22 protein-coding genes are annotated in these 25,940 nt (G+C 71.8%); 9 read left to right on the top strand and 13 right to left on the bottom strand.

Translation table 11 applies throughout. The annotated features are described in order from the left end of the window. Nucleotides 1-249: 249 nt before the first annotated feature. The 5 genes from ACIBK3_RS02510 to ACIBK3_RS02490 form a co-directional block, all read right to left on the bottom strand. Complete coding sequence (locus ACIBK3_RS02510; RefSeq protein WP_399361052.1) at nt 250-873, bottom strand: GntR family transcriptional regulator; 624 nt, start codon at nt 871-873, stop codon at nt 250-252. 225 nt (nt 874-1,098) lie between these two features. Continuing rightward, complete coding sequence (gene sucB / locus ACIBK3_RS02505) at nt 1,099-2,901, bottom strand: 2-oxoglutarate dehydrogenase, E2 component, dihydrolipoamide succinyltransferase (protein WP_399361050.1); 1,803 nt, start codon at nt 2,899-2,901, stop codon at nt 1,099-1,101. 60 nt (nt 2,902-2,961) lie between these two features. Then, nucleotides 2,962-4,350 (bottom strand): dihydrolipoyl dehydrogenase, encoded by a 1,389-nt coding sequence (lpdA, locus tag ACIBK3_RS02500; RefSeq protein WP_399361048.1) that lies wholly within the window; start codon nt 4,348-4,350, stop codon nt 2,962-2,964. Between the two features lie 451 nt (nt 4,351-4,801). Continuing rightward, nucleotides 4,802-6,340 carry a leucyl aminopeptidase gene (locus tag ACIBK3_RS02495; protein ID WP_399361046.1) on the bottom strand — a complete coding sequence of 513 codons (1,539 nt, stop codon included), beginning with the start codon at nt 6,338-6,340 and terminating at the stop codon, nt 4,802-4,804. Between the two features lie 201 nt (nt 6,341-6,541). Continuing rightward, on the bottom strand, nt 6,542-7,318 hold the full coding sequence (locus tag ACIBK3_RS02490) for an adenosylcobinamide-GDP ribazoletransferase (protein ID WP_399362077.1): 777 nt from the start codon (nt 7,316-7,318) through the stop codon (nt 6,542-6,544). Between the two features lie 131 nt (nt 7,319-7,449). On the opposite strand from ACIBK3_RS02490, the gene ACIBK3_RS02485 reads away from it, so the two are divergent. Further along, nucleotides 7,450-8,214 (top strand): hypothetical protein, encoded by a 765-nt coding sequence (locus tag ACIBK3_RS02485; protein WP_399361044.1) that lies wholly within the window; start codon nt 7,450-7,452, stop codon nt 8,212-8,214. Here ACIBK3_RS02485 and ACIBK3_RS02480 read toward each other — a convergent pair. From ACIBK3_RS02480 to cobT, 3 genes are all read right to left on the bottom strand, one after another. Then, the gene (locus ACIBK3_RS02480) at nt 8,154-8,852 is read right to left on the bottom strand and encodes a hypothetical protein (protein ID WP_399361042.1); all 699 of its coding nucleotides are present in this window, start codon (nt 8,850-8,852) and stop codon (nt 8,154-8,156) included. The genes ACIBK3_RS02485 and ACIBK3_RS02480 overlap by 61 nt on opposite strands. After that, nucleotides 8,849-10,591, bottom strand: a complete 1,743-nt coding sequence (locus tag ACIBK3_RS02475; protein ID WP_399361040.1) for a phosphatidylglycerol lysyltransferase domain-containing protein — start codon at nt 10,589-10,591, stop codon at nt 8,849-8,851. The genes ACIBK3_RS02480 and ACIBK3_RS02475 overlap by 4 nt, the downstream gene beginning before the upstream one ends. 217 nt (nt 10,592-10,808) lie before the next feature. Beyond that, nucleotides 10,809-11,978 (bottom strand): nicotinate-nucleotide--dimethylbenzimidazole phosphoribosyltransferase, encoded by a 1,170-nt coding sequence (gene cobT / locus ACIBK3_RS02470; protein ID WP_399361038.1) that lies wholly within the window; start codon nt 11,976-11,978, stop codon nt 10,809-10,811. A 138-nt stretch (nt 11,979-12,116) separates the two neighbouring features. Here cobT and ACIBK3_RS02465 point away from each other — a divergent pair, with 138 nt between their 5' ends. Then, a complete protein-coding gene (locus tag ACIBK3_RS02465) occupies nt 12,117-12,860 on the top strand; it encodes a class I SAM-dependent methyltransferase (protein WP_399361036.1) in 744 nt (247 codons plus the stop codon). A gap of 178 nt (nt 12,861-13,038) precedes the next feature. On the opposite strand, the gene ACIBK3_RS02460 is transcribed toward ACIBK3_RS02465, so the two are convergent. Further along, nucleotides 13,039-14,241: a bifunctional adenosylcobinamide kinase/adenosylcobinamide-phosphate guanylyltransferase gene (locus ACIBK3_RS02460; RefSeq protein ID WP_399361035.1), complete on the bottom strand. Its 1,203-nt coding sequence runs from the start codon at nt 14,239-14,241 to the stop codon at nt 13,039-13,041. A gap of 191 nt (nt 14,242-14,432) precedes the next feature. Here ACIBK3_RS02460 and ACIBK3_RS02455 point away from each other — a divergent pair, with 191 nt between their 5' ends. Next, complete coding sequence (locus ACIBK3_RS02455) at nt 14,433-14,648, top strand: hypothetical protein (RefSeq protein ID WP_030939433.1); 216 nt, start codon at nt 14,433-14,435, stop codon at nt 14,646-14,648. A gap of 80 nt (nt 14,649-14,728) precedes the next feature. On the opposite strand, the gene ACIBK3_RS02450 is transcribed toward ACIBK3_RS02455, so the two are convergent. After that, nucleotides 14,729-15,430, bottom strand: coding sequence for a class I SAM-dependent methyltransferase (locus ACIBK3_RS02450; RefSeq protein ID WP_399361032.1), 702 nt, complete (start codon nt 15,428-15,430; stop codon nt 14,729-14,731). An 83-nt stretch (nt 15,431-15,513) separates the two neighbouring features. Continuing rightward, nucleotides 15,514-16,146 carry a DUF3043 domain-containing protein gene (locus ACIBK3_RS02445; protein ID WP_399361030.1) on the bottom strand — a complete coding sequence of 211 codons (633 nt, stop codon included), beginning with the start codon at nt 16,144-16,146 and terminating at the stop codon, nt 15,514-15,516. A 241-nt stretch (nt 16,147-16,387) separates the two neighbouring features. On the opposite strand from ACIBK3_RS02445, the gene ACIBK3_RS02440 reads away from it, so the two are divergent. The 5 genes from ACIBK3_RS02440 (at nt 16,388) to ACIBK3_RS02420 (ending at nt 22,782) form a co-directional block, all read left to right on the top strand. After that, nucleotides 16,388-17,155, top strand: a complete 768-nt coding sequence (locus tag ACIBK3_RS02440) for a PspA/IM30 family protein (RefSeq protein ID WP_399362075.1) — start codon at nt 16,388-16,390, stop codon at nt 17,153-17,155. A gap of 33 nt (nt 17,156-17,188) precedes the next feature. Beyond that, the gene (locus ACIBK3_RS02435; RefSeq protein ID WP_399361028.1) at nt 17,189-17,467 is read left to right on the top strand and encodes a hypothetical protein; all 279 of its coding nucleotides are present in this window, start codon (nt 17,189-17,191) and stop codon (nt 17,465-17,467) included. A gap of 144 nt (nt 17,468-17,611) precedes the next feature. Further along, nucleotides 17,612-18,841 (top strand): sensor histidine kinase, encoded by a 1,230-nt coding sequence (locus ACIBK3_RS02430; protein ID WP_399361026.1) that lies wholly within the window; start codon nt 17,612-17,614, stop codon nt 18,839-18,841. Then, nucleotides 18,838-19,521, top strand: a complete 684-nt coding sequence (locus tag ACIBK3_RS02425; protein WP_399361024.1) for a response regulator — start codon at nt 18,838-18,840, stop codon at nt 19,519-19,521. The genes ACIBK3_RS02430 and ACIBK3_RS02425 overlap by 4 nt, the downstream gene beginning before the upstream one ends. 162 nt (nt 19,522-19,683) lie before the next feature. Beyond that, the gene (locus tag ACIBK3_RS02420; RefSeq protein WP_399361023.1) at nt 19,684-22,782 is read left to right on the top strand and encodes an efflux RND transporter permease subunit; all 3,099 of its coding nucleotides are present in this window, start codon (nt 19,684-19,686) and stop codon (nt 22,780-22,782) included. Nucleotides 22,783-22,849: 67 nt separating this feature from the next. On the opposite strand, the gene ACIBK3_RS02415 is transcribed toward ACIBK3_RS02420, so the two are convergent. Together ACIBK3_RS02415 and nadA are read right to left on the bottom strand one after the other, a co-directional pair. Next, on the bottom strand, nt 22,850-23,584 hold the full coding sequence (locus ACIBK3_RS02415) for a pectate lyase (RefSeq protein ID WP_399362072.1): 735 nt from the start codon (nt 23,582-23,584) through the stop codon (nt 22,850-22,852). 447 nt (nt 23,585-24,031) lie between these two features. After that, nucleotides 24,032-25,216 carry a quinolinate synthase NadA gene (nadA, locus tag ACIBK3_RS02410; RefSeq protein WP_399361020.1) on the bottom strand — a complete coding sequence of 395 codons (1,185 nt, stop codon included), beginning with the start codon at nt 25,214-25,216 and terminating at the stop codon, nt 24,032-24,034. 298 nt (nt 25,217-25,514) lie between these two features. Here nadA and ACIBK3_RS02405 point away from each other — a divergent pair, with 298 nt between their 5' ends. Further along, a complete protein-coding gene (locus ACIBK3_RS02405; RefSeq protein WP_030582488.1) occupies nt 25,515-25,871 on the top strand; it encodes an iron-sulfur cluster assembly accessory protein in 357 nt (118 codons plus the stop codon). Nucleotides 25,872-25,940 lie beyond the last annotated feature (69 nt).

Raw genomic sequence — 25,940 nt, 5'->3', positions numbered from 1 at the left:
CAGTCGAAGGGGGTTCCCTATGGGGTTGTATGGGGTGCCCTTGGTCTTTGGCAGGACAGGGCTGAGACCTCGGTGGAGGTCCGTCGGTGACTGTAACTCCCTGATCGATGATCGATCAAAGGGTTGAAGGGCAAAACTTCTCGATTCCGAGAAAGTCGGCACGCGGTGCCTTCCCGATGGGCACCGGGTGCCGCATTTTCGAAGGGTTTCCGCAGGTGAGCTCGGGTGCGCTCGGTTGGCGGACGGGCTTCAGGCGCGCGGCGCACAGCCCAGCACGTGCGCCTTCACCAGCTCCGCGATCCTCGGGTCCCGCCTGCGGAAGGCCTGCACGAGTTCGTCGTGCTCCTCCGCGTACGACTGCTGCACCGTCCCCAGCCACCGGATCGACAGGGCCGTGAACACCTCGATGCCCAGGCCCTCCCAGGTGTGCAGCAGCACCGAGTTGCCGGCCGCGCGGACCAGTTCCCGGTGGAAGGCGACCGTGTGCCGCACCTGGCCCGTGCCGTCGGCGTCGCGGTCGGCCTCGTACAGGGCGGCGACATGCGGCTCCAGTGCCGAGCAGTCCTCCGCCAGCCTCTGAGCGGCCAGCTCCGCGGCGATCGCCTCCAGGCCGGCCCGGACCGGGTAACTCTCCTCCAGGTCGGCCGCCGTCAGGTTCCGCACCCGTACGCCCTTGTTCGGCGCGGACTCGATCAGTCGCAGCGACTCCAGCTCCCGCAGCGCCTCCCGCACCGGGGTCTGGCTGACCTCCAGCTCGGTCGCGATCCGCCGCTCCACGATCCGCTCGCCCGGCTGCCAGCGCCCGCTGACGATCCCCTCCACGATGTGCTCGCGGATCTGCTCGCGCAGCGAGTGGACGACGGGCGCGGTCATGAGGGCTCCTTAGGGAGGGGCCGCCCATCGGCCCCGGGGCGTTTGACGTTTAGACAATACGACCGGTCCGCTCCGTGGGAGGGGCGCGTGGGGGCGCTTTCGTGCAGGTGAGACGAGACTTACATGTTCGTTATGCCCCTTCGGCTACAGCACTGCGCCTCTGACGCAGATGCCCTCGCCCGGAGATTCCGGGCGAGGGCACCGACGTAATGCACTGAGCGGGGTTTACAGGCCGAGCTCGACCTCGAACTCGCCCGCCTCCAGGATCGCCTTGACCGCGGTCAGGTAACGGGCCGCGTCGGCGCCGTCCACCAGGCGGTGGTCGTAGGAGAGGGTCAGGTAGGTCATGTCGCGGACGCCGATGACCGTGCCCTCCTCGGTCTCGATGACCGCCGGACGCTTGACCGTGGCACCGATACCGAGGATCGCGACCTGGCCCGGCGGCACGATGATCGTGTCGAAGAGCGCGCCGCGCGACCCGGTGTTGGAGATGGTGAAGGTCGCTCCGGACAGCTCGTCCGGGGTGATCTTGTTGGCGCGGACCTTGCCGGCGAGCTCCGCCGTGGCCTTCGCGATACCGGCGATGTTGAGATCACCGGCGTGCTTGATGACCGGGGTCATCAGGCCCTTCTCGGAGTCCACCGCGATACCGACGCTCTCGGTGTCGAAGTAGGTGATCGTGCCCTCGTCCACGTTGATCCGGGCGTTGATGACCGGGTGGGCCTTCAGCGCCTGGGCCGCCGCCTTCACGAAGAACGGCATCGGGGAGAGCTTGACGCCCTCGCGCGCGGCGAAGGAGTCCTTGGCCTGGTTGCGCAGGCGCATCAGGCGGGTGACGTCGACCTCGACGACCGAGGACAGCTGGGCCTGCTCGTGCAGCGCCTTGACCATGTTGTCGCCGATGACCTTGCGGATGCGCGGCATCTTGACGGTCTGGCCACGGAGGGGGGAGGCCTCCAGGGTGGGCGCCTTCTTCGCCGGAGCCGCGGCGGCAGCCGGAGCCGGAGCGGCCGCGGCGGCCTTCGCGGCCTCGGCGGCGGCGGTGACGTCCTGCTTGCGGATCCGGCCGCCGACGCCGCTGCCCTTCACGGTGGCCAGGTCGACGCCGTTTTCGGCGGCGAGCTTGCGCACCAGCGGGGTCACGTACGCGCCGTCGCCACCGGAGGTCGCGGCCGGAGCAGCGGCCGGGGTGACCGGAGCCGGGGCGGGCGCCGGAGCGGACGGGGCCGGCTCGGGAGCCGGGGTGGTCTGCTGCTGCGGGGCCGGAGCCGAGGGCGCCTGCGGGGCCGGGGCAGCCGGAGCCGCGGGGGCGGCCGGGGCGGGCGCCGGAGCCGGAGCGGGGGCCTCGGCGGCGGGCGCCGGAGCCGGGGCGGCGGGGGCCGGAGCGGCGGCCGGAGCCGCACCCGGGGCACCGATGACGGCCAGCTTGGCGCCGACCTCCGCGGTCTCGTCCTCGCCGACCGTGATCTCCAGCAGTACACCCGAAGTGGGTGCCGGGATCTCGGTGTCGACCTTGTCCGTGGAGACCTCGAGCAGCGGCTCGTCGGCCTCGACGGAGTCGCCGACCTCCTTCAGCCACCGGGTGACGGTGCCCTCGGTGACGGACTCGCCGAGTGCGGGCAGGACGACGTCCGTGCCCTCGGCGCTGCCGCCGCCGGAAGCGGCCTCGGCGGTGGGAGCGGGCGCCGGGGCGGCCTGCTCGGTGGACGGCTGGGCGGCCGGGGCCGGCTCGGGCGCCGGCGGGGCGACCTCCTCGGCGGCCGGAGCCGGGGCGGCAGCGGGCGCGCCCGTGCCGTCGTCGATGACGGCCAGCTCGGCGCCGACCTCGACGGTCTCGTCCTCGGCGACCTTGATGGACGCGAGGACACCGGCGGCGGGCGAGGGGATCTCGGTGTCGACCTTGTCGGTCGACACCTCGAGCAGCGGCTCGTCGGCCTCGACGCGTTCACCCTCGGCCTTCAGCCAGCGGGTGACGGTGCCCTCGGTGACGCTCTCGCCGAGCGCCGGAAGGGTTACGGAAACCGCCATGGTTTCGGTTGCTCCTTACGAATTGCGGAAGTCTGGTTCGTCGCGTTCGTCGACCGAGGGTCAGTCGTGGGCGTGGAGGGGCTTGCCCGCGAGGGCCAGGTGTGCCTCGCCGAGCGCCTCGTTCTGCGTCGGGTGGGCATGGATGAGCTGGGCGACCTCGGCCGGCAGCGCCTCCCAGTTGTAGATCAGCTGGGCTTCGCCGACCTGCTCGCCCATGCGGTCGCCGACCATGTGGACGCCGACCACGGCACCGTCCTTGACCTGGACGAGCTTGATCTCGCCCGAGGTGTTCAGGATCTTGCTCCTGCCGTTGCCCGCGAGGTTGTACTTCAGAGCGACGACCTTGTCCGCGCCGTAGATCTCCTTGGCCTTGGCCTCGGTGATACCGACGGAGGCCACCTCGGGGTGGCAGTACGTCACCCGGGGCACACCGTCGTAGTCGATCGGAACGGTCTTGAGACCGGCCAGACGCTCCGCCACCAGGATGCCCTCGGCGAAACCGACGTGTGCGAGCTGGAGCGTCGGGACGAGGTCGCCGACGGCGGAGATGGTCGGGACGTTGGTGCGCATGTACTCGTCGACCAGGACGTAGCCGCGGTCCATGGCGACGCCCTGCTCCTCGTATCCCAGACCCTGGGAGACGGGGCCGCGGCCGACGGCCACGAGCAGGACCTCGGCCTCGAACTCCTTGCCGTCGGCGAGGATGACCTTGACACCGTCGGGGGTGTACTCGGCCTTCGAGAAGAAGGTGCCCAGGTTGAACTTGATGCCGCGCTTGCGGAACGCGCGCTCAAGAAGCTTGGAGGAGTTCTCGTCCTCGAGGGGGGCGAGGTGCTTGAGGCCCTCGATGATCGTGACGTCCGAACCGAAGGACTTCCACGCGGAGGCGAACTCGACGCCGATGACACCGCCGCCCAGGATGATCGCGGACTTGGGCACGCGGTCCAGGACGAGGGCGTGGTCGGAGGAGATGATCCGGTCGCCGTCGATCTCCAGGCCCGGCAGCGACTTCGGCACGGAGCCGGTCGCCAGCAGCACGTGGCGGCCCTGGACACGCCGGCCGCCCACGTCGACGGAGGTGGGGGAGGACAGCCGGCCCTCGCCCTCGATGTAGGTGACCTTGCGAGAGGCGATCAGCCCCTGCAGTCCCTTGTACAGGCCGGCGACGACGCCGTCCTTGTACTTGTGCACGGCGGGAATGTCGATGCCCTCGAAGGTGGCCTTCACACCGAACTGCTCGCTCTCGCGGGCCTGGTCGGCGATCTCGCCCGCGTGCAGCAGGGCCTTGGTGGGGATGCACCCCCGGTGCAGGCAGGTACCGCCGACCTTGTCCTTCTCGATCAGGGCGACGTCCAGGCCCAGCTGAGCCCCGCGCAGGGCCGCGGCGTAACCACCGCTGCCACCGCCGAGGATCACTAGGTCGAAAACGGTGCTGGCGTCGTTCGCCACGTCACGTCCTCCATGCATGTGCGCCACGCCGGTCTGCGGCGACCGGTCGGCGGCTGGTGTCCGGCCGCTCGTTCTTCGGCCCTTCGGTGGGGGCCCTGTCCTGCCGAGCCCCATCTTCGCACCTGTCAGCACAGGACGGGACGCCGGGCCGGTGTGTGAGACGTCGCACGTTCAGTTGAGCGCGCCGCTGGGGGACGGCGACGGGGCCCAGGGCCTGTTGCGAAAGTGGCCTCTGCCGCGCGACGCCCGGCACGCACTCTCGCCGCACCGCCCGAAAGCCCGAGTACGCCCAGTACGAGGGCTTCCGGGCGGCACTCCCCCAGCCTTCGGCCGGGGGGACCCCCAGAGCACGCACCGGACGCCGCGCGGCCGCCCTCCGGGCGACGGGGCCACTTTCGCAACAGGCCCTGGCCCTACCCGCGCGCGAGGCCCCGTCACCCTCACCGGACGATCAGCCGAGGTCGCCGGCCGCCGTCAGCTCCGCCAGCCGCACCAGCGTCCGCACAGCCGTCCCCGTACCGCCCTTCGGCGTGTATCCGAACGGCCCGCCCTCGTTGAACGCGGGACCGGCGATGTCGAGGTGCGCCCAGGTGATCCCCTCGCCCACGAACTCCCGCAGGAACAGACCGGCGACCAGCCCGCCGCCCATCCGCTCGCCCATGTTCGCGATGTCGGCGGTGGGGGAGTCCATCCCCTTGCGCAGGTGCTCCGGCAGCGGCATCGGCCAGGCCGGCTCGCCCACCTCCTCGGCGGCCTCGTGCACCGCGGAGCGGAACGCGTCGTCGTTCGCCATGATCCCGAACGTCCGGCTGCCCAGCGCCAGCATCATCGCGCCGGTCAGCGTCGCCACGTCCACGATCGCGTCCGGCTTCTCCTCGGAGGCGGCCCACAGCGCGTCGGCCAGTACCAGCCGGCCCTCCGCGTCGGTGTTGAGGACCTCGACGGTCTTGCCGCTGTACATGCGCAGCACGTCACCGGGCCGGGTCGCGGAGCCGGACGGCATGTTCTCGGCCAGCGCCAGCCAGCCGGTGACATTGACCTCCAGGCCGAGCCGCGCGGCGGCGACGACCGCGGCGAACACGGCGGCCGCGCCGCTCATGTCGCACTTCATCGTCTCGTTGTGGCCGGCCGGCTTCAGCGAGATGCCGCCCGAGTCGTACGTGATGCCCTTGCCGACGAACGCGAGGTGCTTGTCCGCCTTGGAGGAGGTGTACGAGAGCTTCACCAGCCGCGGCCCCGACGCCGACCCGGCGCCGACCCCGAGGATGCCGCCGTAGCCGCCCTTGACCAGGGCCTTCTCGTCGAGCACCTGCACCTTGACGCCGTGCTCCTTGGCCGCGGCCTGCGCGATGGCGGCGAACGCCTCCGGGTTCAGGTCGTTCGGCGGGGTGTTGATGAGGTCACGGGCGCGGTTGAGCTCCTCGACCACGGCGGTCGCGCGCTCGACGGCCGCCTTGTACGCGCGGTCGCGGGGCTTGCCGCCCAGCAGCGCGGCCTCGGCCAGCGGCGCCTTGCCGTTCTTCGCCTTGGCGCCCCTGCCGCTCGCGGCGGCGCCTTCCTTGTACGCGTCGAAGCTGTACGCCCCGAGCAGCACGCCCTCCGCGACCGCGCCGGCGTCGGCGGCGTCCGTGAGCGGCAGCGCGAACGCTGCCTTCTTGGTGCCGGTGAGGGCACGCGCCGCCACCCCGGCCGCCTTGCGCAGCGCCTCCGCGTCGAAGCCGGCGTCCTTCTCGGGCTCGGCGCCCAGGCCCACCGCCACCACGAGCGGCGCCTTGAAGCCGGCAGGTGCGGGCAGCTTCGTCACCTCGCCCTCGGCACCGGCGGCGCCGAGGGTCTCCAGGACGCCGGCGAGTGAGCCGTCGTACGCCTTGTCCACGGCCTCGGCGCCCGGTGCGACGACCGGGCCTTCGGCACCCTTGACAACACCGATCACGATCGCGTCGGCCCGCAGGCCGGGCGCCGCGGCGGTGCTGAGAGTGAGAGCAGTCACGGTGGTGAAATCTCGCTTCCGTTGAAAAATGCTGTGGCCGAATGCGGGTGGGTCGACCGGGCCCGACGAACGACCCTAGGCCCCTCCTGCGCAACGGTCTTTACCCAGGTGGGTAAATCCCCGGCCCGAGCCTACGCTCGGCGCCGCTCGCGATCATTCCTGGCGCGGGCCTTCACGGTACGCCGCCCAGTGCCGGGCCTGTCAGGGGCCGAGGGTCAGCACCACGAGCGTGGTCGTCGCCGCCGTCTCCGCGAGCGCCCCGAACACGTCCCCGGTCACCCCGCCGAACCGCCGTGTGCAGCGCCCCAGAAGAAGCTCGGCCACCCCGACGGCGGCGGCGACCGCGAAGGACGTACGGATGATGTCGTACGCCCCGAGGAGCGCGCCCGCGCCCGCGGCGGCTACCAGGACGACGGCCGTCGTGAGCACCGCGCCCCGCACCGGCACCACGCCCGCCACCGCCGCCCCCAGCCCCTCCGGCCGGGCCGCCGGCACCCCGGTGCGGGCGGCCAGGGTGAGGGCGAGGCGGGCGGCGGTCGCGGCGACGACGGCGGCCAGCGCGCCCCGGGTCCAGGAGGCGCCGTAGAGCTGTGCCAGCGAGGCCACCTGGGCCAGCAGCACGAAGACGAGGGCGAGTACACCGAACGGGCCGATGTCCGACTGCTTCATGATCCGCAGCGCGTCCGCGGCGGGCTTGCCGCTGCCGAGACCGTCCGCGGTGTCGGCGAGGCCGTCCAGATGCAGGCCCCGGGTCAGGACGGCGGGCACGGCGGTGGAGGCGACCGCGGCCAGGAACGGGCCCGCGCCCATGTACAGCAGGAACAGTCCCACGGCGGCGGCGCACACGCCGACCGCCGCCCCGGCGACCGGGGCGCAGAGCATGCCCGCACGGGCCGCCTTCCGGTCCCAGCGGCTCACCTCGACCGGGAACGCGGTGAGCGTGCCGAAGGCGAAACGGAGGCCGTCCGGACAGGACACTGCGGGCTCCGCGGGCTCCGGGGGCGGCGGGGGCGGCGAGGACGGCGGGGGCGTGGACACCGGCGCAGGCTACCCGGCGGTCGTCAGGGCGCCCAGAGGGCGTCGACAGCGGCCCTGGATAAAGTGGCCATATGGGACATTGGTTGCAGCGGAACATCATCGAGCCGGGCAAGCTGCCGCTGCTTCTCGCGCTCACCGCGTTCGTCCTCACGTTCCTCATCACCCGGGTCGTCACCCGCATGATCCGGGCTGGCAGGGGGCCCTTCGGCAACGTCAGCGCCGGCGGAACGCACATCCACCACGTGGTCCCCGGTGTCGTCCTCACCGTCCTCGGCGGCTTCGGGGCGGTCGCCAGCAGCCGGTTCGGCTTCGGGGCGTCCGCGTTCGCCGTCGTCTTCGGCATCGGCGCCGGCCTGGTCCTGGACGAGTTCGCGCTGATCCTGCACCTCGCCGACGTCTACTGGACCGAGGCCGGTCGCCAGAGCGTCGAGGTCGTGGTGCTCACGGCGGCGCTGGTCGGACTGGTCCTCGGCGGGTTCACGCCCTTCGGAGTCAACGGCATGTCCCAGGAGGAGCTCCAGGACCGCGCCGGTGTCATCCTGACCGCGGCGGTCAACTTCTTCTTCGCCCTGCTGGTCCTGAGCAAGGGCAAGGCCCGTATGGCGATCTTCAGTGTGATCGTCCCGCTGGTCGGCCTGATCGGGTTCGTGCGTCTGGCCCGGCCCGGCTCGCCGTGGGCCAAGCGTCTGTACCGCCGCCGCCCGCGCGCCCGCGCCCGCGCCATCCTGCGCGCCTACCGCCACGACCGCCGCTGGGCGGGTCCCCGCCGCAGATTTCAGGACCTCATCGGCGGCAGGCCCGACCCGGCGACCCCGGTGGCCGCCGCCCGCCGGTGACGCAGTGCCGGCACCCCGCACAGCAGCAGGACCACCGCGATCGCCGCCAGGTGCTCCTTGCCGGCCAGGTTCTCCTTCAGCGCCACCTCCACCGCCATCGCCGCGATCACCCCGGCTGCGGTGACAGACGCGCCGTAGCGCCGGCCGAGGAAGACGGCGAGGCCCACCACGGCGGCCGACGGGCCGGTGTCCACGACGTGCGCGTCCGAGCCCGGCAGGCCCAGTGGATGGGCGGGGCCGAGCCAGATGCCGAGGCGGGCGTACAGGGTTCCGGCGAGCGTGGCGGCGTAGGCGAGGGTGAGGGTCCGCCACCAGCCCAGACAGATCTCGGCGATCCCGAACACCAGCAGGATCTGTGTCAGGGCGCCCCAGACCGGCAGGTCGAGCGCGGGCACGAAGAGGGAGAAGGGGGTGCGCAGGAGCGCGATCCACAGGGGGTCCTCGGCGCGCACGGCCCCCAGGTCCCGCACGAGCCGACTGCCCCACGACTGGTTCTGCGCGTAGTGCAGGAACGCCGTCACGCACACCGCCCCGATCGTCATCGGGACCACCCGCCACCCCCGCCTGAGCAGCGGCTCGCGCACGGTGACGTACAGCAGCCCCCATTCGGCGCGGGCCCAGCGGGTGAGCGTGTTCATCCAGTGGTCCTCGTCCCCGTCGGCTTCGGCAGTCCCGGCGCCTCCAGGAACCCCTCGGCGCGCGCCGACGCGAGGCCGATGCGCGGCAGGTCCGCGCTCTTCTCGAAGAGCAGGAACCGCGGCTCCCAGATGGGCCGGTACTTGGCGTTGGCGCGGTACAGCGACTCGATCTGCCACCAGCGCGAGAAGAAGCTGAGCAGCGACCGCCACAGCCTCAGCACCGGCCCGGCACCAAGACGTGCGCCACGTTCAAAGACCGAGCGGAACATGGCGAAGTTGAGTGAGACCTGAGTGATCCCGATCTCGTCGGCGCGGCGCAGCAGTTCGATGACCATGAACTCCATCAGCCCGTTGTCCGAGTCCCGGTCGCGCCGCATGAGATCGAGCGACAGCCCGTGCGGCCCCCACGGCACGAAGGACAGCAACGCCCTCAACTCGCCCCGGGTATCCGTGCATTCGAGCATCACGCAGCGTCCGTCGGCCGGATCCCCGAGCCGCCCCAGCGCCATGCTGAACCCGCGCTCGGTGGCCCCGTCGCGCCAGTCGTCGGCACGCTTGACCAGATACGTCATCTCGCCGGCCGGGATGTCCTCGTGCCGCCGGACGCGCACCCGGTAACCGGCCCTCGTGACCCGGTTGTGGGCCTGCCGCACGGTCCGCATGGCCCGCCCCTCCAGCGTGAATCCGTCCACCTCGACCACGGCCTCGTCCCCGAGCTCCAGGGCGTCGAGACCGTGCCGGGCGTACACGGTCCCCGCCTCCTCGCCCGCGCCCATCACCGCCGGGATCCAGCCGTGCGCCCGCGCCTCGGCGAGCCAGGGCTCGATCGCCCCCGGCCAGGCCTCCGGGTCACCGATCGGATCGCCCGAGGCCAGCGACACCCCGCCGACGACCCGGTAGACGACGGCCGCCTTGCCGGTCGGCGACCAGACGACGCTCTTCTCCCGCCGCAGCGCGAAGTACCCGAGTGAGTCGCGCTCGCCGTGCCGCTCCAGCAGCGCCCGCAGCCGTTGCTCGTCCACCGGGGTGAGCGGGTCGACGGCGCGCCGGGAGCGGAAGGCGGCGTACAGGACGGCCAGGACGAGGGCCGTACTGAGGACGTTGATGGCGACGTTCACCCAGTTCGGCGGGTCGATCCCGGGGAAGCGGAAGTCGTCGGCGGCGACCGAGACCAGTCGCAGGGTGCCGTAACTCCAGCGGTCCGGGAAGGCCGACGGGCCGGGTGCCCGGTTGGTCACCGTCACGAGCAGCGCGGCCAGCAGGGAGGACACCAGCAGCCCGCCGACGGCGACGGCCGCGGCGAGCTTCGGGTTGGACCGGTCGCCCTTGGCGTAGAACTCCCGCCGCCCGGCCAGCAGCGCGGCGACGAACGCGGCGGTGAGGCCGAGGGAGACCCAGTTCTGCGGGTACTGCCGGACCTCCGGAAACGCCATCGCGAGACCGAGCAGCCCCAGGAACGGCCCCGCGAGGGCGAGGTTCAGGATCCAGGCCGCCCGCTTGCGCCGCCGCATGGTGAGGGCGAGGAACACCGTGAACACCCCGGAGGCGAATCCGGCGGTCAGCAGACAGGGCGTGAAGTAGTTCTCCTGGTTGTGCCGCCGCACGTCCTGCCCCAGCGAAACCCACACCGCACTGAGGAAGTTGACGAACGCGACACCCCGCACGTACCAGACGGCGAACGCGGCGGCCCGCCGGGAGGAGGGGGTGGACTTCCGGGGCGCCGGGGTTCGCTGACCCACCGTTCCGTTCCGACCCGCCGTACCAGGCTGGGCAGCCGCACCCTGCCGGGCCGGGGGCCGGTCCTGCTCGGCGGCAATTCGGGCATATCCCATGAGGCGGGATCATAGGGGCGCTGTTGAGCGTTTCCCTCCCAGCGCAACGGCACGCACGTTCTCTTTTCGCCGCGGTTCCCCGGTTCTCCGAGTTCCCCGGTTCTCCGAGTCCCCCCGGCCTCTCTCAGTTCCCCGGCCTCTCCGAATCCCCCAGTTCCTCCGAATCCCCCAGTCCCCCCGACTCGCCCGGTCCCTCCGAGTCCTCCGGCTTCTCGGCCGCCTCTGGCGCCTCCGAGAGGTCCGCCTTCTCCGCCTTCTCCGGCAGTTCGGCCGCCAGTGCCGCCGCGGCCTGGACCAGTGGGAGGGCGAGCAGTGCGCCCGCCGCCTCACCGACCGTCACTCCGTGGTCGAGGAGTGGCTCCAGGGCCATCCGGTCCAGGGCCTTGTTCTGGCCCGGCTCCCCGCTGTTCTGTCCGGCCAGCCACCAGTCGGGTGCCCGGAAGGCGATCCGCTGACCGACCAGCGCACAGGCGGCCACGACCACGCCGTCCAGGATGACCGGCATCTTCCGTACCGCGCTCTGCAGCAGAAATCCGGTGATGGCGGCGAGGTCGGCGCCGCCCACCGTCGCCAGCAGCTGCAACTGGTCGCCGAGCACCGGCCTGGCCCGCCGCAGGGCGTCGCGGATCGCCGCGCACTTGCGCATCCAGGCGAGGTCGTCGATGGCCTGTCCGCCCCGCCCGGTCACCACGGACGCGTCGGTTCCGCACAGCGCGGCGATCAGGACGCCCGCCGCCGTCGTCCCGCCCACGCTCACATCGCCGAGGACCACCAGATCCGTACCGGAGTCGGCCTCCTCGTCGGCCACCGCCATCCCGGCCCGGAAGGCCGCCTCCGCCTCGTCCAGGGTCAGCGCGTCCTCGATGTCGATGCGTCCGCTGCCCCGGCGTACCCGGCGTCCTGAGATCTCACCCGGCAAAGACTCCGGCGCGCAGTCCAGCGCCATGTCGACCACCCGTACCGGCACCCCGAGCCGTCGGGCGAGCACCGACACCGGACGGCCGCCCTCCAGGACCTCTCGCACCAGGTCCCCGGCGGTGCCCGCGGGCCGCGCGGAGACGCCGAGTTCGGCGATGCCGTGGTCCCCGGCGAACAGCACGACCCGCGGCTGTTCGATCGGCCGCACCGGCACGGCGGACTGCGCCGCCGCCAGCCACTCACCCAGTTCGTCGAGGCGGCCCAGTGCTCCGGGCGGCACGATCTGACGTTCCCGGCGCGCCTCGGCGTCGCGGCGCACACCACCGTCGGGGCGCTCGATCAGATCGGTGAAGTCGTCGAGATTAAGCGAGCTCATTCGCCGAACAGTACCGGCCCCGATCGAACGGGACGGCGCCACATCGCCACGACGACGGGGCGACGTCGTTGCGTGCAAGATCGGCATCCCATACGTTCCGTTTTGCAGCGGATTGTCGTACGCCTCCGGGAGCCGCCCATGTCCGCACCGTCCGCCCCTCTGTCCCTCACCCCTTCCGCGTCTCCCGCCCCCTCCCCGCGGCGTCTGCGCTCCACGGCCCGGGCCATGCTGTGCTTCCCGGAGCCGGAGAGCTGGCTGGACGTGGGCACGGGTGAGGCCCACTTCCCCCGGACGGCGAAGGAACTCTTCCCCTACACGTCCTTCGACGGCCTGGACGCCACCCTGCACGTCGAGTGGGCGCGTCTGGTCGAACGCGTGGAGGAGGCCCACGTCGGACTTCTGACGGACCCGCGGATCACCGCCCGGTTGCGCGCCCGCTACGACGTGGTCAGCATGCTCCACCACCTGCCGTACACCCCGGATCCCCGCGCCGAACTCCGCGCGGCCCTCGCCGTCCTGCGTCCCGGCGGCCACCTCCTGCTCGAAGCCCCGGACCCGCGGTGCGCGTTCGCGGCGCTGCTCGGCAAGCGGTGGCTCCCGCGGGCCCGCGGTCTGCGCCTGCTGCCTCTGGACGAACTCCGCACGGAACTGGAGTCGCAGGGCTGCGCCGTCGTGGTGACGGACCGCCGGGCCGCGCACGTTCCCCAGGACCTGTCGGACGCCCTCGCCCTCATCCTCCCCGCGTCCCTGCCCTCCTGGCTGGCCGCCCCCCTGCTGGCCCCGGCCAGGGCACTGGACCACGCCCTGGCCCCGCTGCTCAGACACACCCGCTTCTCGAACGCCTACCGGCTGATCGCCCGCCGCGAGACGTCAGCCCCGTAGCACCGGTCAGCTCCGCGACGCCGCGGTCAGCCCCGCAGCGCCGCACCGGTCAGCTCCGCGACGCCGCGGTCAGCCCCGCAGCGCCGCACCGGTCAGCTCCGCGACGCCGCGGTCAGCCTCGCAGCGCCGCACCGGTCAGCTCCGCGACGCCGCGGTCAGCCCCGCAGCGCCGCACCGGTCAGCCCCGCAGCACCAGCGCCTGGCCCGCCACCACCAGCAGCACCTGCTCGCACTCGTTCGCGAACGCCGCGTTCAGGCGCCCGAGTTCGTCCCGGTAGCGCCGTCCGGACGCGGTGGCCGGCACGATGCCCGACCCCACCTCGTTGGACACGGCGACCACGGTCCGCCGGGTGCCCCGTACCGCCTCCGTCAGCTCCCGCACCCGCGCCCGCAGCGCCCGTTCCCCGCCGTCGGCCCACTCCGCGTCGTCCCACGCGCCGACGGCGTCCATCGCGTCCGTCAGCCACAGCGACAGACAGTCGACGATCAGCGGCGGCCCGTCGTCCTTCAGCAACGGCACCAGGTCGCACGTCTCGGCCGTACGCCAGGACCCCGGCCGGCGCTCCCGGTGCACGGCGACCCGCGCGGCCCACTCCCCGTCCCCGTTGCGGGACCCGCCGGTCGCCACGTACAGCACGTCGGGGAACGCCTCCAGCCGCCGCTCGGCCTCCACCGACTTCCCGGACCGGGCGCCGCCCAGCACCAGCGACCGCCGCGGCACATCGGGTACGTCCTCGTACACGCCCACCACCAGGGCCGTCCCGTCCGGCACCGCCCGCGCCCCCGCCGCGGCCAGCCGCCGCCGTACCTCGGGCCCGGGCGGCACATCGTGGTCGAGGTGCACGGCGACCACGTCCGTCGTGGGCCCGACCGCCCCCACCGCCCGCAGCCGGGCCAGCGCGTCCGGCCGCCCCACGACATCGGCGAGCACCATGTCGTACGTCTCCGTGGCAGCCCCCTCCAGCCCGGCCGGCGCGCCCCCGGGCGGCAGGTACAGCAGCCGCCGTCCGTCCGGTCCGGTCACGGCGTACCCGGTGCCGGGCGCGTCCAGCGCCACGGCCCGCACCCGATGCCCCGTCAGCAGCGCCAACTCCCGCCCGTCCGGCACCCGTCCGGGCTGCGGCAGTCCCGCCGGCACCTCGACCGCGGGCCCGTCGTGCGGATGCGACAACAGCACCTGCCGTACGCCGCCCAGCGACTGCCCGGCCCGCGCCGCCGCGAACGCGGCCCCGGGTGTCAGATCGAGCAGCAGCGTGCCGTCCACGAGCGCCGCGGTGGCGGCCCGCGCGTCCGCGCCGAGCGACTCGGCACAGGCCGCGCAGGGACAGTCGGGGCGGGGCAGTCCCGCGGGGGCACCGGTACCGAGCAGAGTGAGTTCCACGAACCGATTTTCGCCGCTCACCCCTGGTCCCGCGCGACCGGGGCGCCTCAAAGAGGCGTGGGGCCGTGGCGATGTGCGCCTCGGCCGACGTCGTTCCTCACGGCGCACCCCGCGGAGCGCATAGGCTCGGAGCAGGAGCCGGACCAAGATCCGGCTTCTGTTCTGCTCGTGTTCATACGTGGGAGGCGTACATGGCGGCATGGACGTGGCGGTTCGAGAAGGCCGACGGGACGGAGGTCCAGCCCGCGGTGCAGCCCGAGGAGTTCACCACGCAGGGGGACGCGGAGTCCTGGCTCGGGGAGTACTGGAAGGAGCTGCTGGCCGGCGGCGCCGAGCAGGTGCGGCTGTTCGAGGACTCCACGGAGATCTACGGCCCGATGAGCCTGCGCGCGGCCGAGGAGGCGTAGGAGGGGCGGGGCGGCCGGGAAGCAGGCCGCCCCCTCACCCTCACATGTCTGAAAGATGCCCGGGAGATGCCCGAACGGGCTCAGCCGCGCACTCCGCACAGGTGCAGCAGGGCCGCCACCCCGCGGTACGGATCCGTCCGCCCCGCCCGTTCCTCGACCGCGAGCAGCGTCTCCAGGTCGGCCGGGGGCGCCGCTCCGTCGGTCGCCGTGTCCGTGAAGACCCGCACGCCGTACCAGGCGTGCAGGGGTGCCCCGATCCCCGCGAGGGTCGCGGTCAGTGTGTGCAGGCGGTCGGCCCGGACGTCCAGGCCCAGCCGGTTCCGGTAGGCGGTGGTGTCGAAGGCCGCCTGCGCCCCGGCCCAGTCGCCGGACAGTCCCGGCCGCATCGCCAGCGCGTCCCCGTTGCGCACGAGGAGCGACAGCAGGCCGCCCTGGGCGAGCATCCGGGCCAGCCCCGCCAGCAGCGGATCCGGCTCCTCGACGTACATCAGCACACCGTGGCACAGGACCACGTCGAAGCTGCCCGGCAGGAAGTGCACCCCCGTGTCCCGCCCGTCGCCCTCGATGATCCGCATCCGCTCCCGGATGCCCTCGGGCTCCCCGGACAGGGCCTCACGGGCCGCGGCGATCATCCTGGCGTCCTGCTCCAGGCCGGTGACCTTATGCCCGGCCCGGGCAAGCCGCAGCGCCTGCGTGCCCTGGCCCATCCCCACGTCGAGCACCCGCAGCCGCCGCCCGACCGGGAACCGGCCGACTATCTGCTCGTCGAGCTGCCGGGCCACCAGCTCCTGGCGTACGACATCCCGCAGTCCGCCCAGCCTGTTCAGCCAGGCATCCGCCGCGCCCCCGGTGAACGGCGTCGTGCTCAGGGCCGCTCTCCACGCTTGACCTGCGGCTTCGGCAGCCGGAGCCGGCGCATCTGGAGGGAGCGCATCAGCGCGTAGGCCACCGCGCCGCGCCGGTTCTCGTCCGGGAACCGCTCGGCCAGCTTCTTCTTCAGGCGGAAGCCGGAGACGATCGAGTCGAGCACGATCAGCACGATCACGACCAGCCACAGCAGCAGCGCGATGCTCTGCAGCGAACCCACCCGCACCATGCTCAGCACGAGGATGACCACGGCCATCGGCAGGAAGAACTCCGCCACGTTGAACCGTGAGTCGATGAACTGGCGGGCGAACTTGCGGACCGGGCCCTTGTCGCGCACGGGCAGGTACCGCTCGTCGCCGGTGGCCAGCGCCTGGCGCTGCCTTTCCAGCTGCGCGCGGCGTTCGTCGCGCTGTCGCTTGGAGGCCTCCTTGCGCGAGGTGGTCGTGTTGGCCACGCTGCGGCGCTGGGACTGGGCCTCACTGCGCTTGGGCGTGGGCCGGCCCTTCTTGGCCTGTGGGTCACGGATCTGCTTGGAGTCGGTCAGCGACGCCTTGGCGGCGACGGTGGCCTTCTCTTCCTTGGTGGCACGGCTACGGAACACAAAACCCAAGGGTACGGGGTGCGAGGGCATGGACCGCAGTCAGGTGGGGAACGATCCGGCAACACCAGTCGTCTGTAACCCTGAAGGTCACCTACTCCTTACGCCGGAGCAGCGCCTTCGCCAGTCGTCCTTGGGGATGAGCGCATCGGTCCCCGAACAGTGCGGTAATGGATGCAGGGCCCGTACTGTGGGTTCTGTTGCAGTCGCTGAGCTGGAGTCCGTCAGAAGGGGGCGCGCGAAGCCCATGAGCGGTGTCATGAAGCGTATGGGGATGATCTTCCGCGCGAAGGCGAACAAGGCCCTTGACCGGGCCGAGGACCCGCGCGAAACCCTCGATTACTCGTATCAGAAGCAGTTGGAGCTGCTGCAGAAGGTGCGCCGCGGAGTCGCCGACGTGGCGACCAGCCGCAAGCGCCTGGAGCTCCAGCTCAATCAGCTGCAGTCCCAGTCGGGCAAGCTGGAGGACCAGGGCCGCAAGGCGCTCGCGCTGGGGCGTGAGGACCTGGCCCGTGAGGCGCTCTCGCGCCGGGCGGCGCTCCAGCAGCAGGTGACCGACCTGGAGACCCAGCACGCCACGCTCCAGGGCGAGGAGGAGAAGCTCACCCTCGCGGCCCAGCGGCTCCAGGCCAAGGTCGACGCCTTCCGCACGAAGAAGGAGACGATCAAGGCCACGTACACCGCGGCCCAGGCGCAGACCCGGATCGGCGAGGCGTTCTCCGGCATCTCCGAGGAGATGGGCGACGTCGGCCTGGCGATCCAGCGCGCCGAGGACAAGACCGCCCAGCTGCAGGCCCGGGCCGGCGCGATCGACGAACTGCTCGCCTCCGGCGCCCTGGACGACCAGTCCGGCATGCACAAGGACGACATCCAGGCCGAGCTGGACCGGCTCTCCGGTGGTACGGATGTGGAGCTGGAGCTGCAGCGCATGAAGGCGGAGCTGGCCGGCGGCAGCGCCGGGCAGCAGGCCATCGAAGGTGGCACGGGCCAGCAGCAGTCCCAGCAGCAGCCGCAGGACACCCCACGCTTCGACAAGCAGTGACAAGCAGCTGAGGCCCACGCCGAGGAGGGCGACATGATCGTACGGATCATGGGGGAGGGGCAGGTGAGGCTGGCCGACGGCCACCTCACCGAACTGAACAAGCTCGACGACGAACTCCTGAGGGAGATGGAGAACGGCGACGGCCCCGGGTTCCGCGCCACCCTGACGGCCCTGCTGTCCAAGGTCCGTGAACTGGGCGAACCGTTGCCGGACGACTCCCTGGAACCGTCCGAACTCATCCTCCCGTCGCCGGACGCGACGCTGGAGGAGGTACGGGAGCTGCTGAGCGACGACGGGCTGATCCCGGGCTGAGCCAAGCTGATCCAAGGGTTGGTTCAGGCACGGGCCCTTCCCGCCCGACCGGCCGCGCGGAGGGCTGCGCGCGCACCCCGGGGACCGCACGGGCCGGCCGCCCCCCGTTCCGCCCCGGCCAGGGCCCCCGTACCGTGGACGAACGTGAACCCCCTCGACCGTGCCCGGCGTCAGCTGAAGGCGCACCCCCTCGCGCTGGACGCCATCCTCGCCGCCGGCGTCCTCGCCTGCATGGTCGCCGGTTCGTTCGTGGACCCGGGCGGACACCGGGGCGTCAGCTGGTCGCTTCGCACCCCCGACCCCCTCAGCCTGGTCCTCATCACCCTCGGCGCCGCCGCCCTCGTCTTCCGCCGCCGCGCCCCCCTGGTGATCCTCGCGCTCACCGGCGGCTTCTCCCTGGTCGAGGCCGTCACCAGCGACCCCCGCGCCCCCGTCGCCATGACCGCGGTCATCGCCCTCTACACCGTCGCGTCGACCACCGACCGCCCCACCGCCTTGCGGGCCGGCCTGCTCACCATGACCGTCCTCACCGGCGCGTCCATGCTCGCCGGCCCCCTCCCGTGGTACGCCCAGGAGAACCTCGCGATCTTCGCCTGGACCGGCATCGGCGCCAGCGCCGGCGACGCGGTCCGCAGCCGCCGCGCCTTCATCCACGCCATCAGGGAGCGCGCCGAACGGGCCGAGCGCACCCGTGAGGAGGAGGCCCGTCGCCGGGTCGCCGAGGAACGCCTGCGCATCGCCCGCGATCTGCACGACGTCGTCGCCCACCACATCGCCCTGGTCAACGTCCAGGCCGGAGTCGCCGCCCATGTCATGGACAAACGGCCCGACCAGGCCAAGGAGGCCCTGGCCCACGTACGGGAGGCCAGCCGCTCCGCGCTCAACGAGCTGCGCGCCACCGTCGGCCTGCTGCGGCAGTCCGGCGACCCGGAGGCGCCGACCGAGCCCGCCCCCGGCCTGGACCGGCTCGACGAACTCGTCGGCACCTTCCGCAACGCCGGACTGCACGTCGAGGTGGCCCGCGCCGACAACGGGATCACCCTGCCCGCCGCCGTCGGCCTGGCTGCCTACCGGGTCATCCAGGAGGCCCTCACCAACGTCCAGAAGCACGCCGGGACACAGGCGAAGGCCGAGGTCAGCGTCGTCCGCGTGGGACCGAACATCGAGATCACCGTCCTCGACGACGGCGCCGGCGAGGACGACGGTCCCGTGACCGGCGGCGGCCACGGCCTGCTCGGCATGCGGGAGCGCGTGGGCGCGCTGCGCGGCACCCTCACCACAGGTCCCCGCTACGGGGGCGGTTTCCGCGTCCATGCGATCCTGCCGGTCAAGACCCGCACCACCGTCACCGCACAGCCGGGGGATCCCGTATGACCATCCGTGTCCTGCTCGCCGACGACCAGGCACTGCTGCGCAGCGCCTTCCGGGTGCTCGTCGACTCCGAGCCCGACATGGAGGTCGTGGGCGAGGCGTCCGACGGCGCGGAGGCGGTGCGGCTGACCAGGGAGCAGCGCGCCGACGTCGTCCTCATGGACATCCGGATGCCGGGCACCGACGGCCTCGCCGCCACCCGCATGATCAGCGCCGACCCGTCCCTTGCCCATGTCCGGGTGGTCATCCTGACCACTTTCGAGGTCGACGACTACGTCGTGCAGTCGCTGCGCGCGGGCGCCTCCGGCTTCCTCGGCAAGGGCTCCGAGCCCGAGGAACTCCTCAGCGCGATCCGGATCGCCGCCGGCGGCGAGGCCCTGCTCTCCCCGGCCGCGACCAAGGGCCTGATCGCCCGCTTCCTCGCCCAGGGCGACGCGGCCGGCGACGAGCACGACCCGGCCCGCGCGCAGCGCCTGGCCGCCCTCACCGTCCGGGAGCGCGAGGTGCTGGTCCAGGTCGCCGGGGGCCACTCCAACGACGAGATCGCCGAGCGCCTCGAGGTCAGTCCGCTCACCGTGAAGACGCACGTCAACCGGGCCATGGCCAAGCTGGGCGCGCGGGACCGGGCGCAGCTCGTGGTGATCGCGTACGAGTCCGGGCTGGTACGTCCAAGGGTGGAGTGAGCTCAACCCGGCCGTACTGCGCGCGGAGTAGGCGCCGGATACGGAAATGGACCTGGGGGCTACGGATCAGCGCCTCTTCATGGCTCAGGGTGAAGGGGCGGGCGCTCACATGTGCGACCGCTCCTGAACTTCTGCCGCTCACAGAAGAGAGAACCCTGACCCATGTCCTGGCTGTCGAGATTCAGCCTCGCGCAACGGGCCCTGATCGGCCTGATGTCCCTCATCGCGCTCGCGTTCGGCGCGATCGCGATCCCGCAGCTCAAGCAGCAGCTCCTGCCCACCATCGAACTGCCGGTGGTGTCCGTGGTGGCGCCCTTCCAGGGCGCGTCGCCCGACGTCGTCGAGAAGCAGGTCGTCGAGCCCATCGAGGACAACCTGGAGGCCGTCGACGGCATCTCCGGCGTCACCTCCACGGCGAGCGAGGGCAACGCCGTGATCATGGCGTCCTTCGAGTACGGCAACGACACCGCGCAGCTCGTCGCCGGCGTCCAGCAGGCCGTCAACCGGGCCCGCGCCCAGCTCCCGGACGACGTGGACCCGCAGGTCGTCGCCGGGTCGACGGACGACATCCCGACCGTCGTCCTCGCCGTCACCTCCGACCAGGACCAGCAGGCGCTGTCCGACCGGCTCGACCGGACCGTCGTACCGGCGCTGAAGGACATCGACGGCGTCGGCCAGGTCACCGTCGACGGCGTACGGGATCTCCAGGTCACCGTCACCCCCGACGACGCCGAGCTGGCCGACGCGGGTCTGACCACGGCCGCGCTGGGCCAGGCGCTCCAGGCGGGCGGCGCGACCGTGCCGGCCGGCTCCTTCGACGAGGACGGAGGCAACCGCACCGTCCAGGTCGGCGGCGGCTTCACCTCGCTGCGGCAGATCCAGGACCTGATGGTCACGGGGGAGGGCGTCAAGAAGCCCGTACGCCTCGCAGACGTGGCCACGGTCGAGCAACAGGAGGCCACCGCCGACTCCATCACCCGCACCGACGGCAGGCCCAGCCTCGCCGTCACGGTCACCATGGACCACGACGGCAGCGCGGTCGCCATCTCGAACGCGGTCGAGGACAAGCTGCCCGGCCTGCGCGAGGACCTCGGTTCCGGCGCGAGCGTCACCGTCGTCAGCGACCAGGGCCCGGCGGTCTCCAAGGCCATCGAAGGCCTGACCACCGAGGGCGGCCTCGGACTGCTCTTCGCGGTCCTCGTCATCCTGGTCTTCCTGGCGTCGGTCCGCTCGACCCTGGTCACGGCGGTCAGCATCCCGCTGTCCGTGGTCCTCGCCCTGATCGTGCTGTGGACCCGTGACCTGTCCCTGAACATGCTCACGCTGGGCGCGCTGACCATCGCCATCGGCAGGGTCGTGGACGACTCGATCGTGGTCCTGGAGAACATCAAGCGGCACCTCGGCTACGGCGAGGAGCGCCGGCCGGCGATCCTGAGCGCGGTCCGGGAAGTGGCCGGCGCGGTCACCTCCTCGACCCTCACCACGGTCGCCGTCTTCCTGCCCATCGGCCTGGTCGGCGGCATGGTGGGCGAACTGTTCGGCGCGTTCAGCCTGACGGTGACGGCGGCCCTGCTGGCGTCGCTCCTGGTCTCCCTGACGGTCGTCCCGGTCCTGTCGTACTGGTTCCTGCGGGCCCCGAAGGGCACCCCCGAGGACGCCGAGGAGGCCCGCCGCGAGGCCGAGGAGAAGGAGGCGAGGAGCAGGCTCCAGCGCCTGTACGTCCCCGTCCTGCGGTTCGCCACCCGGCGCCGTCTGACGAGCCTGGCGATCGCGGTCGTCATCCTCGTCGGCACCTTCGGCATGGCCCCGCTGCTCAAGACCAACTTCTTCGACCAGGGCGAGCAGGAAGTCCTCACCGTCAAGCAGGAGTTGAAGCCCGGCGCCAGCCTGGCGGCGACGGACGAACAGGCGAAGAAGGTCGAGAAGCTGCTCGGCGACACCGAGGGCGTCAAGGACTACCAGGTCACCATCGGCTCCTCCGGGTTCATGGCGGCCTTCGGCGGCGGCACGGACACCAACCAGGCCTCGTACCAGGTGATGCTGGACGACTCGGCGTCGTCCGACGATGTCCAGGACAGCATCGAGGACGGCCTGCACAAGCTGTCCGGCATCGGCACCACCACCGTCTCCGCCGGCGACGGCTTCGGCAGCCAGGACCTGAGCGTGGTCGTGAAGGCCGCCGACGGGGACGTCCTGCGCCGGGCCGCGGAGCAGGTCCGCAAGACCGTGGCCGGCCTGGACGACGTCACGGACGTCACCAGCGACCTCTCGCAGAGCGTCCCGCGCATCTCGGTCAAGGCCAACTCCGAGGCCGCGGCGGCCGGGTTCAACGACCAGACGCTCGGCGCGGCTGTCGGCGAGGCCGTCCGCGGCACCACCGCGGCCAAGGCGATCCTCGACGACACCGAGCGGGACGTCGTGATCAGGTCCGCGAAGCCGGCCCGGACCCTCGACGAGCTGAGGAACCTGCGGCTCGGCCCGGTCGAGCTCGGTGACATCGCCACCGTGAAGCTGGTCGACGGACCGGTGGCGATGACCCGTATCGACGGTCAGCGCGCGGCCACCATCACCGCGAAGCCGACCGGCGACAACACCGGCGCGGTGAGCGCGGACCTGACGTCGAAGCTCAACTCGCTGAAGCTCCCGGCGGGCGCCACCGCCGAGATCGGCGGTGTCTCCCAGGACCAGGACGACGCCTTCAAGAACCTGGGCCTGGCGATGCTCGCGGCCATCGCGATCGTCTTCATGCTGCTGGTGGCGACCTTCCGCTCGCTGGCCCAGCCGCTGATCCTGCTGGTCTCCATCCCGTTCGCGGCGACCGGCGCCATCGGCCTGCTGGTGGCGACGGGCACCCCGATGGGCGTCCCCGCGATGATCGGCATGCTGATGCTCATCGGCATCGTGGTCACCAACGCGATCGTGCTGATCGACCTGATCAACCAGTACCGCAAGCAGGGCTACGGCGTCGTCGAGGCGGTCGTCGAGGGCGGCCGCCACCGGCTGCGCCCGATCCTGATGACGGCCCTGGCCACGATCTTCGCCCTGCTCCCGATGGCCCTGGGCGTCACCGGCGAGGGCGGCTTCATCGCCCAGCCGCTCGCGGTGGTCGTGATCGGCGGCCTGATCACGTCGACCCTGCTCACCCTGCTCCTCGTCCCGACGCTGTACGCGATGCTGGAGCTCCGCAAGGAGCGCCGGGCGCGGAAGCGGGCGGCGAAGAGGCAGGTGCGGACGGAGGAGTTGGAGCCGGCCGGGGTGTGAGTGACGGGGGCCGGGTCTCGTACGGGACCCGGCCCCCCTCGTCCGGTGCGCGCGCTCCCGACGCGGATCAGCGGTAGGTGACGGCCGAGGTGCTGTAGCGGCAGTGCGTGCCGTCGGGGCCGCTGCCCAGTTCGGTCGGTTCCGCGCCGCTGCTGTTGCCCCGGAAGCGTTCGCACACGGTGATGTCCCGGCTGTCGCCGCCCGTGAGCGTCACACCCGAGATGACGGCAGTGTCCCCGTAGTTGGCGTTGACGCCGGCCAGGACCTTGCCGGGGCCGGTCGCCCGCACGCCGCTGATCACGACGTGGCGCTCGTACTGGGTGGCGCAGTTGCCGCACGAGCGGTAGAGCTTCCCGAAGTCGGCGACCTGGAAGTTCCTGATGGTCAGTGTGCCGGCGCCGTTGTGCTGGAAGACCTTGTCGTCCGCGTGCCGCGCACCGCCCCCGTCGACCAGGTACGTGGCCGAGGCGGACGTGCCCTTGAAGGTGGCCGCGTCCTCGCCGACGTCCTCCCACCAGACGTTGCGGAGGGTGCAGCTGCCCAGGCAGTGCACGCCGTCGGCGGCCGGGTCGCCGAGGACGACGTTCTCCAGCACGGCACCGTCGGCGAGTTCGAACAGAGGGCCCTGGTCCTCGGACTGGCCGTCGGTGCCGAGGCTGCCGGAGCCGCGGAAGCGCTTCAGACCTCCGTCGTAGGTGCCCGTGACCTCGATGGTCGCGGTCACGGCGCGCTCGCCGGTGGCGGTGGGCCAGGCTCCGTACGAGGTGCGGGGTGTGGTCCCGGTCCCGGCGGAGGCTTTCACCGCGACCGGGGCCCGCTTCTTCGTGGGCTTCGACGCCGACGCGGAGACCGACGGGGACGCGGAGACCGACGGCGACACGGACGGGGACGCCGACGTGGCTGCGGTGGGCGACGGGTGCGCGCGGTACGTCGTCGGTGAGGGCGAGGACGCCCCGACGGCCGGTGCGGCACCGGGGCGCGACCACAGGGCCGCGCCGAGTACCACCCCTCCGGTCAGCACGGTGGCCAGTACGGCGATCAGGACAGGCCGACCGCGACCGGCCGATGCGCCCCGCCGGTGGCGCGGGGCGGCTGTTCTCTTGCTCACGTGGTTCCCTTTGCAGGCCCGGTTTCCTCCGTGTCGCCACCGGGGACACGAAGGTTGCCGTGGTGGCCGGAAAGCGTCGGCAAAATCCAGGCCCGGCGGCGACGGGCGCCTGGCGCCCGCCCCGCCCTGAGCACGTGCCGGCTACGGCAGGGCGAGCATCCGCTCCAGCGCCAGCCTCGCGAACGCCTCGGTCTCCTTGTCGACCTCGATGCGGTTGACCAGGTTGCCCTCGGCGAGGGATTCCAGGGTCCACACCAGGTGGGGGAGGTCGATGCGGTTCATCGTCGAGCAGAAGCAGACCGTCTTGTCGAGGAAGACGATCTCCTTGCCCTCGGGCGCGAAACGGTTCGCCAGCCGTCGTACGAGATTCAGCTCGGTCCCGATGGCCCACTTGGAGCCGGCCGGAGCCGCCTCCAGCGTCTTGATGATGTACTCCGTCGAGCCGACGTAGTCCGCCGCCGCGACGACCTCGTGCTTGCATTCGGGGTGGACCAGCACGTTCACGCCGGGGATGCGGGCGCGGACGTCCTCCACCGACTCCACGCTGAAGCGGCCGTGCACCGAGCAGTGGCCGCGCCACAGGATCATCTTCGCGGCCCGCAGCTGGTCGGCGGTCAGGCCGCCGTTCGGCTTGTGCGGGTTGTAGAGGACGCAGTCCTCCAGCGTCATCCCCATGTCCCGTACCGCGGTGTTGCGGCCGAGGTGCTGGTCGGGCAGGAAGAGCACCTTGTCGCCCTGTTCGAAGGCCCACTCGAGCGCCTTCTTGGCGTTGGACGAGGTGCAGATGGTGCCGCCGTGCTTGCCGGTGAACGCCTTGATATCCGCGGAGGAGTTCATGTACGACACGGGCACGACCTGCTCGGCTATGCCGGCCTCGGTCAGTACGTCCCAGCACTCGGCGACCTGCTCGGCCGTCGCCATGTCGGCCATCGAGCAGCCGGCCGCGAGGTCGGGCAGGACGACCTTCTGGTCGTCGGAGGTCAGGATGTCCGCGGACTCCGCCATGAAGTGAACACCGCAGAACACGATGTACTCGGCCTCCGGACGCGCGGCGGCGTCCCGGGCCAGCTTGAACGAGTCACCCGTGACGTCGGCGAACTGGATGACCTCGTCGCGCTGGTAGTGGTGGCCGAGGACGAACACCTTGTCACCGAGCTTCTCCTTGGCCGCACGGGCGCGCTCGACCAGGTCCGGGTCGGAGGGCGAGGGCAGGTCGCCTGGGCATTCGACACCGCGCTCGCTCCTCGGGTCGGCCTCACGGCCGAGGAGCAGCAGGGCGAGGGGAGTCGGCTGTACGTCGAGCTCCTGGGTCTGGGCGGTGGTCACGGCACGCACCCTTTCTACTTTTCGTCGAACTGACGTTATTTATCATAACCCGCTTCATGTCACTTTGACGACGGTCATAACGTCGATGTGACGTGAATCCCGAAACCGTCCCGCGGCGGCTCAGGCGGTCGCTGTTCGCTCCGGCGCGGGTGTGCGAGCATGAAAGGCAGGAAGAGGAAACCCGCGACCCGTGACAGCACGAACCACGGAACTCAAGTCCTCGGCCCGGAATGAATCCGCGGCCCCGTCGGTTGCAACCGTCGGCAAGCAGTCTCCGTACAACCCGGGAGAGATGTAGATGTCCGTATCGGACGAGACCAGCACCGTCACCGACGGCATCATCCTGTCCGACGCCGCCGCGGCGAAGGTCAAGGCCCTGCTCGACCAGGAAGGCCGTGACGATCTGGCGCTGCGCGTCGCCGTTCAGCCCGGCGGCTGCTCCGGCCTGCGCTACCAGCTCTTCTTCGACGAGCGGTCCCTCGACGGCGACGTGGTCAAGGACTTCGGTGGTGTGAAGGTCGTCACCGACCGCATGAGCGCCCCGTACCTGGGCGGTGCCTCCATCGACTTCGTCGACACCATCGAGAAGCAGGGCTTCACGATCGACAACCCGAACGCGACCGGCTCCTGCGCCTGCGGTGACTCCTTCAGCTAGTACCCCTGGTACGACCGGTAGCTGAACAGCGAGAAGGCGGCGGCCCCCTCCGACAGGGTCGCCGCCTTC

Origin of the sequence: Streptomyces sp. NPDC050287, assembly GCF_044459385.1 — a bacterium.
Taxonomy (GTDB): Bacteria; Actinomycetota; Actinomycetes; order Streptomycetales; family Streptomycetaceae; genus Streptomyces.
The sequence above is the reverse complement of the archived record's forward strand: the minus strand, read 5'-3'. Positions and strand labels throughout refer to the sequence as shown.

Excerpts from the sequence above, each read along its gene's own strand:
- ACIBK3_RS02420 (WP_399361023.1), top strand. The coding sequence starts at position 19,684 with ATGTCCTGGCTGTCGAGATTCAGCCTCGCGCAACGGGCCCTGATCGGC.
- ACIBK3_RS02425 (WP_399361024.1), top strand. The coding sequence starts at position 18,838 with ATGACCATCCGTGTCCTGCTCGCCGACGACCAGGCACTGCTGCGCAGC.
- ACIBK3_RS02480 (WP_399361042.1), bottom strand. The coding sequence starts at position 8,852 with ATGAACACGCTCACCCGCTGGGCCCGCGCCGAATGGGGGCTGCTGTAC.
- sucB (WP_399361050.1), bottom strand. The coding sequence starts at position 2,901 with ATGGCGGTTTCCGTAACCCTTCCGGCGCTCGGCGAGAGCGTCACCGAG.
- ACIBK3_RS02405 (WP_030582488.1), top strand. The coding sequence starts at position 25,515 with ATGTCCGTATCGGACGAGACCAGCACCGTCACCGACGGCATCATCCTG.
- ACIBK3_RS02455 (WP_030939433.1), top strand. The coding sequence starts at position 14,433 with ATGGCGGCATGGACGTGGCGGTTCGAGAAGGCCGACGGGACGGAGGTC.
- ACIBK3_RS02440 (WP_399362075.1), top strand. The coding sequence starts at position 16,388 with ATGATCTTCCGCGCGAAGGCGAACAAGGCCCTTGACCGGGCCGAGGAC.
- ACIBK3_RS02485 (WP_399361044.1), top strand. The coding sequence starts at position 7,450 with ATGGGACATTGGTTGCAGCGGAACATCATCGAGCCGGGCAAGCTGCCG.
- ACIBK3_RS02445 (WP_399361030.1), bottom strand. The coding sequence starts at position 16,146 with ATGCCCTCGCACCCCGTACCCTTGGGTTTTGTGTTCCGTAGCCGTGCC.
- cobT (WP_399361038.1), bottom strand. The coding sequence starts at position 11,978 with ATGAGCTCGCTTAATCTCGACGACTTCACCGATCTGATCGAGCGCCCC.
- ACIBK3_RS02435 (WP_399361028.1), top strand. The coding sequence starts at position 17,189 with ATGATCGTACGGATCATGGGGGAGGGGCAGGTGAGGCTGGCCGACGGC.
- ACIBK3_RS02465 (WP_399361036.1), top strand. The coding sequence starts at position 12,117 with ATGTCCGCACCGTCCGCCCCTCTGTCCCTCACCCCTTCCGCGTCTCCC.
- ACIBK3_RS02510 (WP_399361052.1), bottom strand. The coding sequence starts at position 873 with ATGACCGCGCCCGTCGTCCACTCGCTGCGCGAGCAGATCCGCGAGCAC.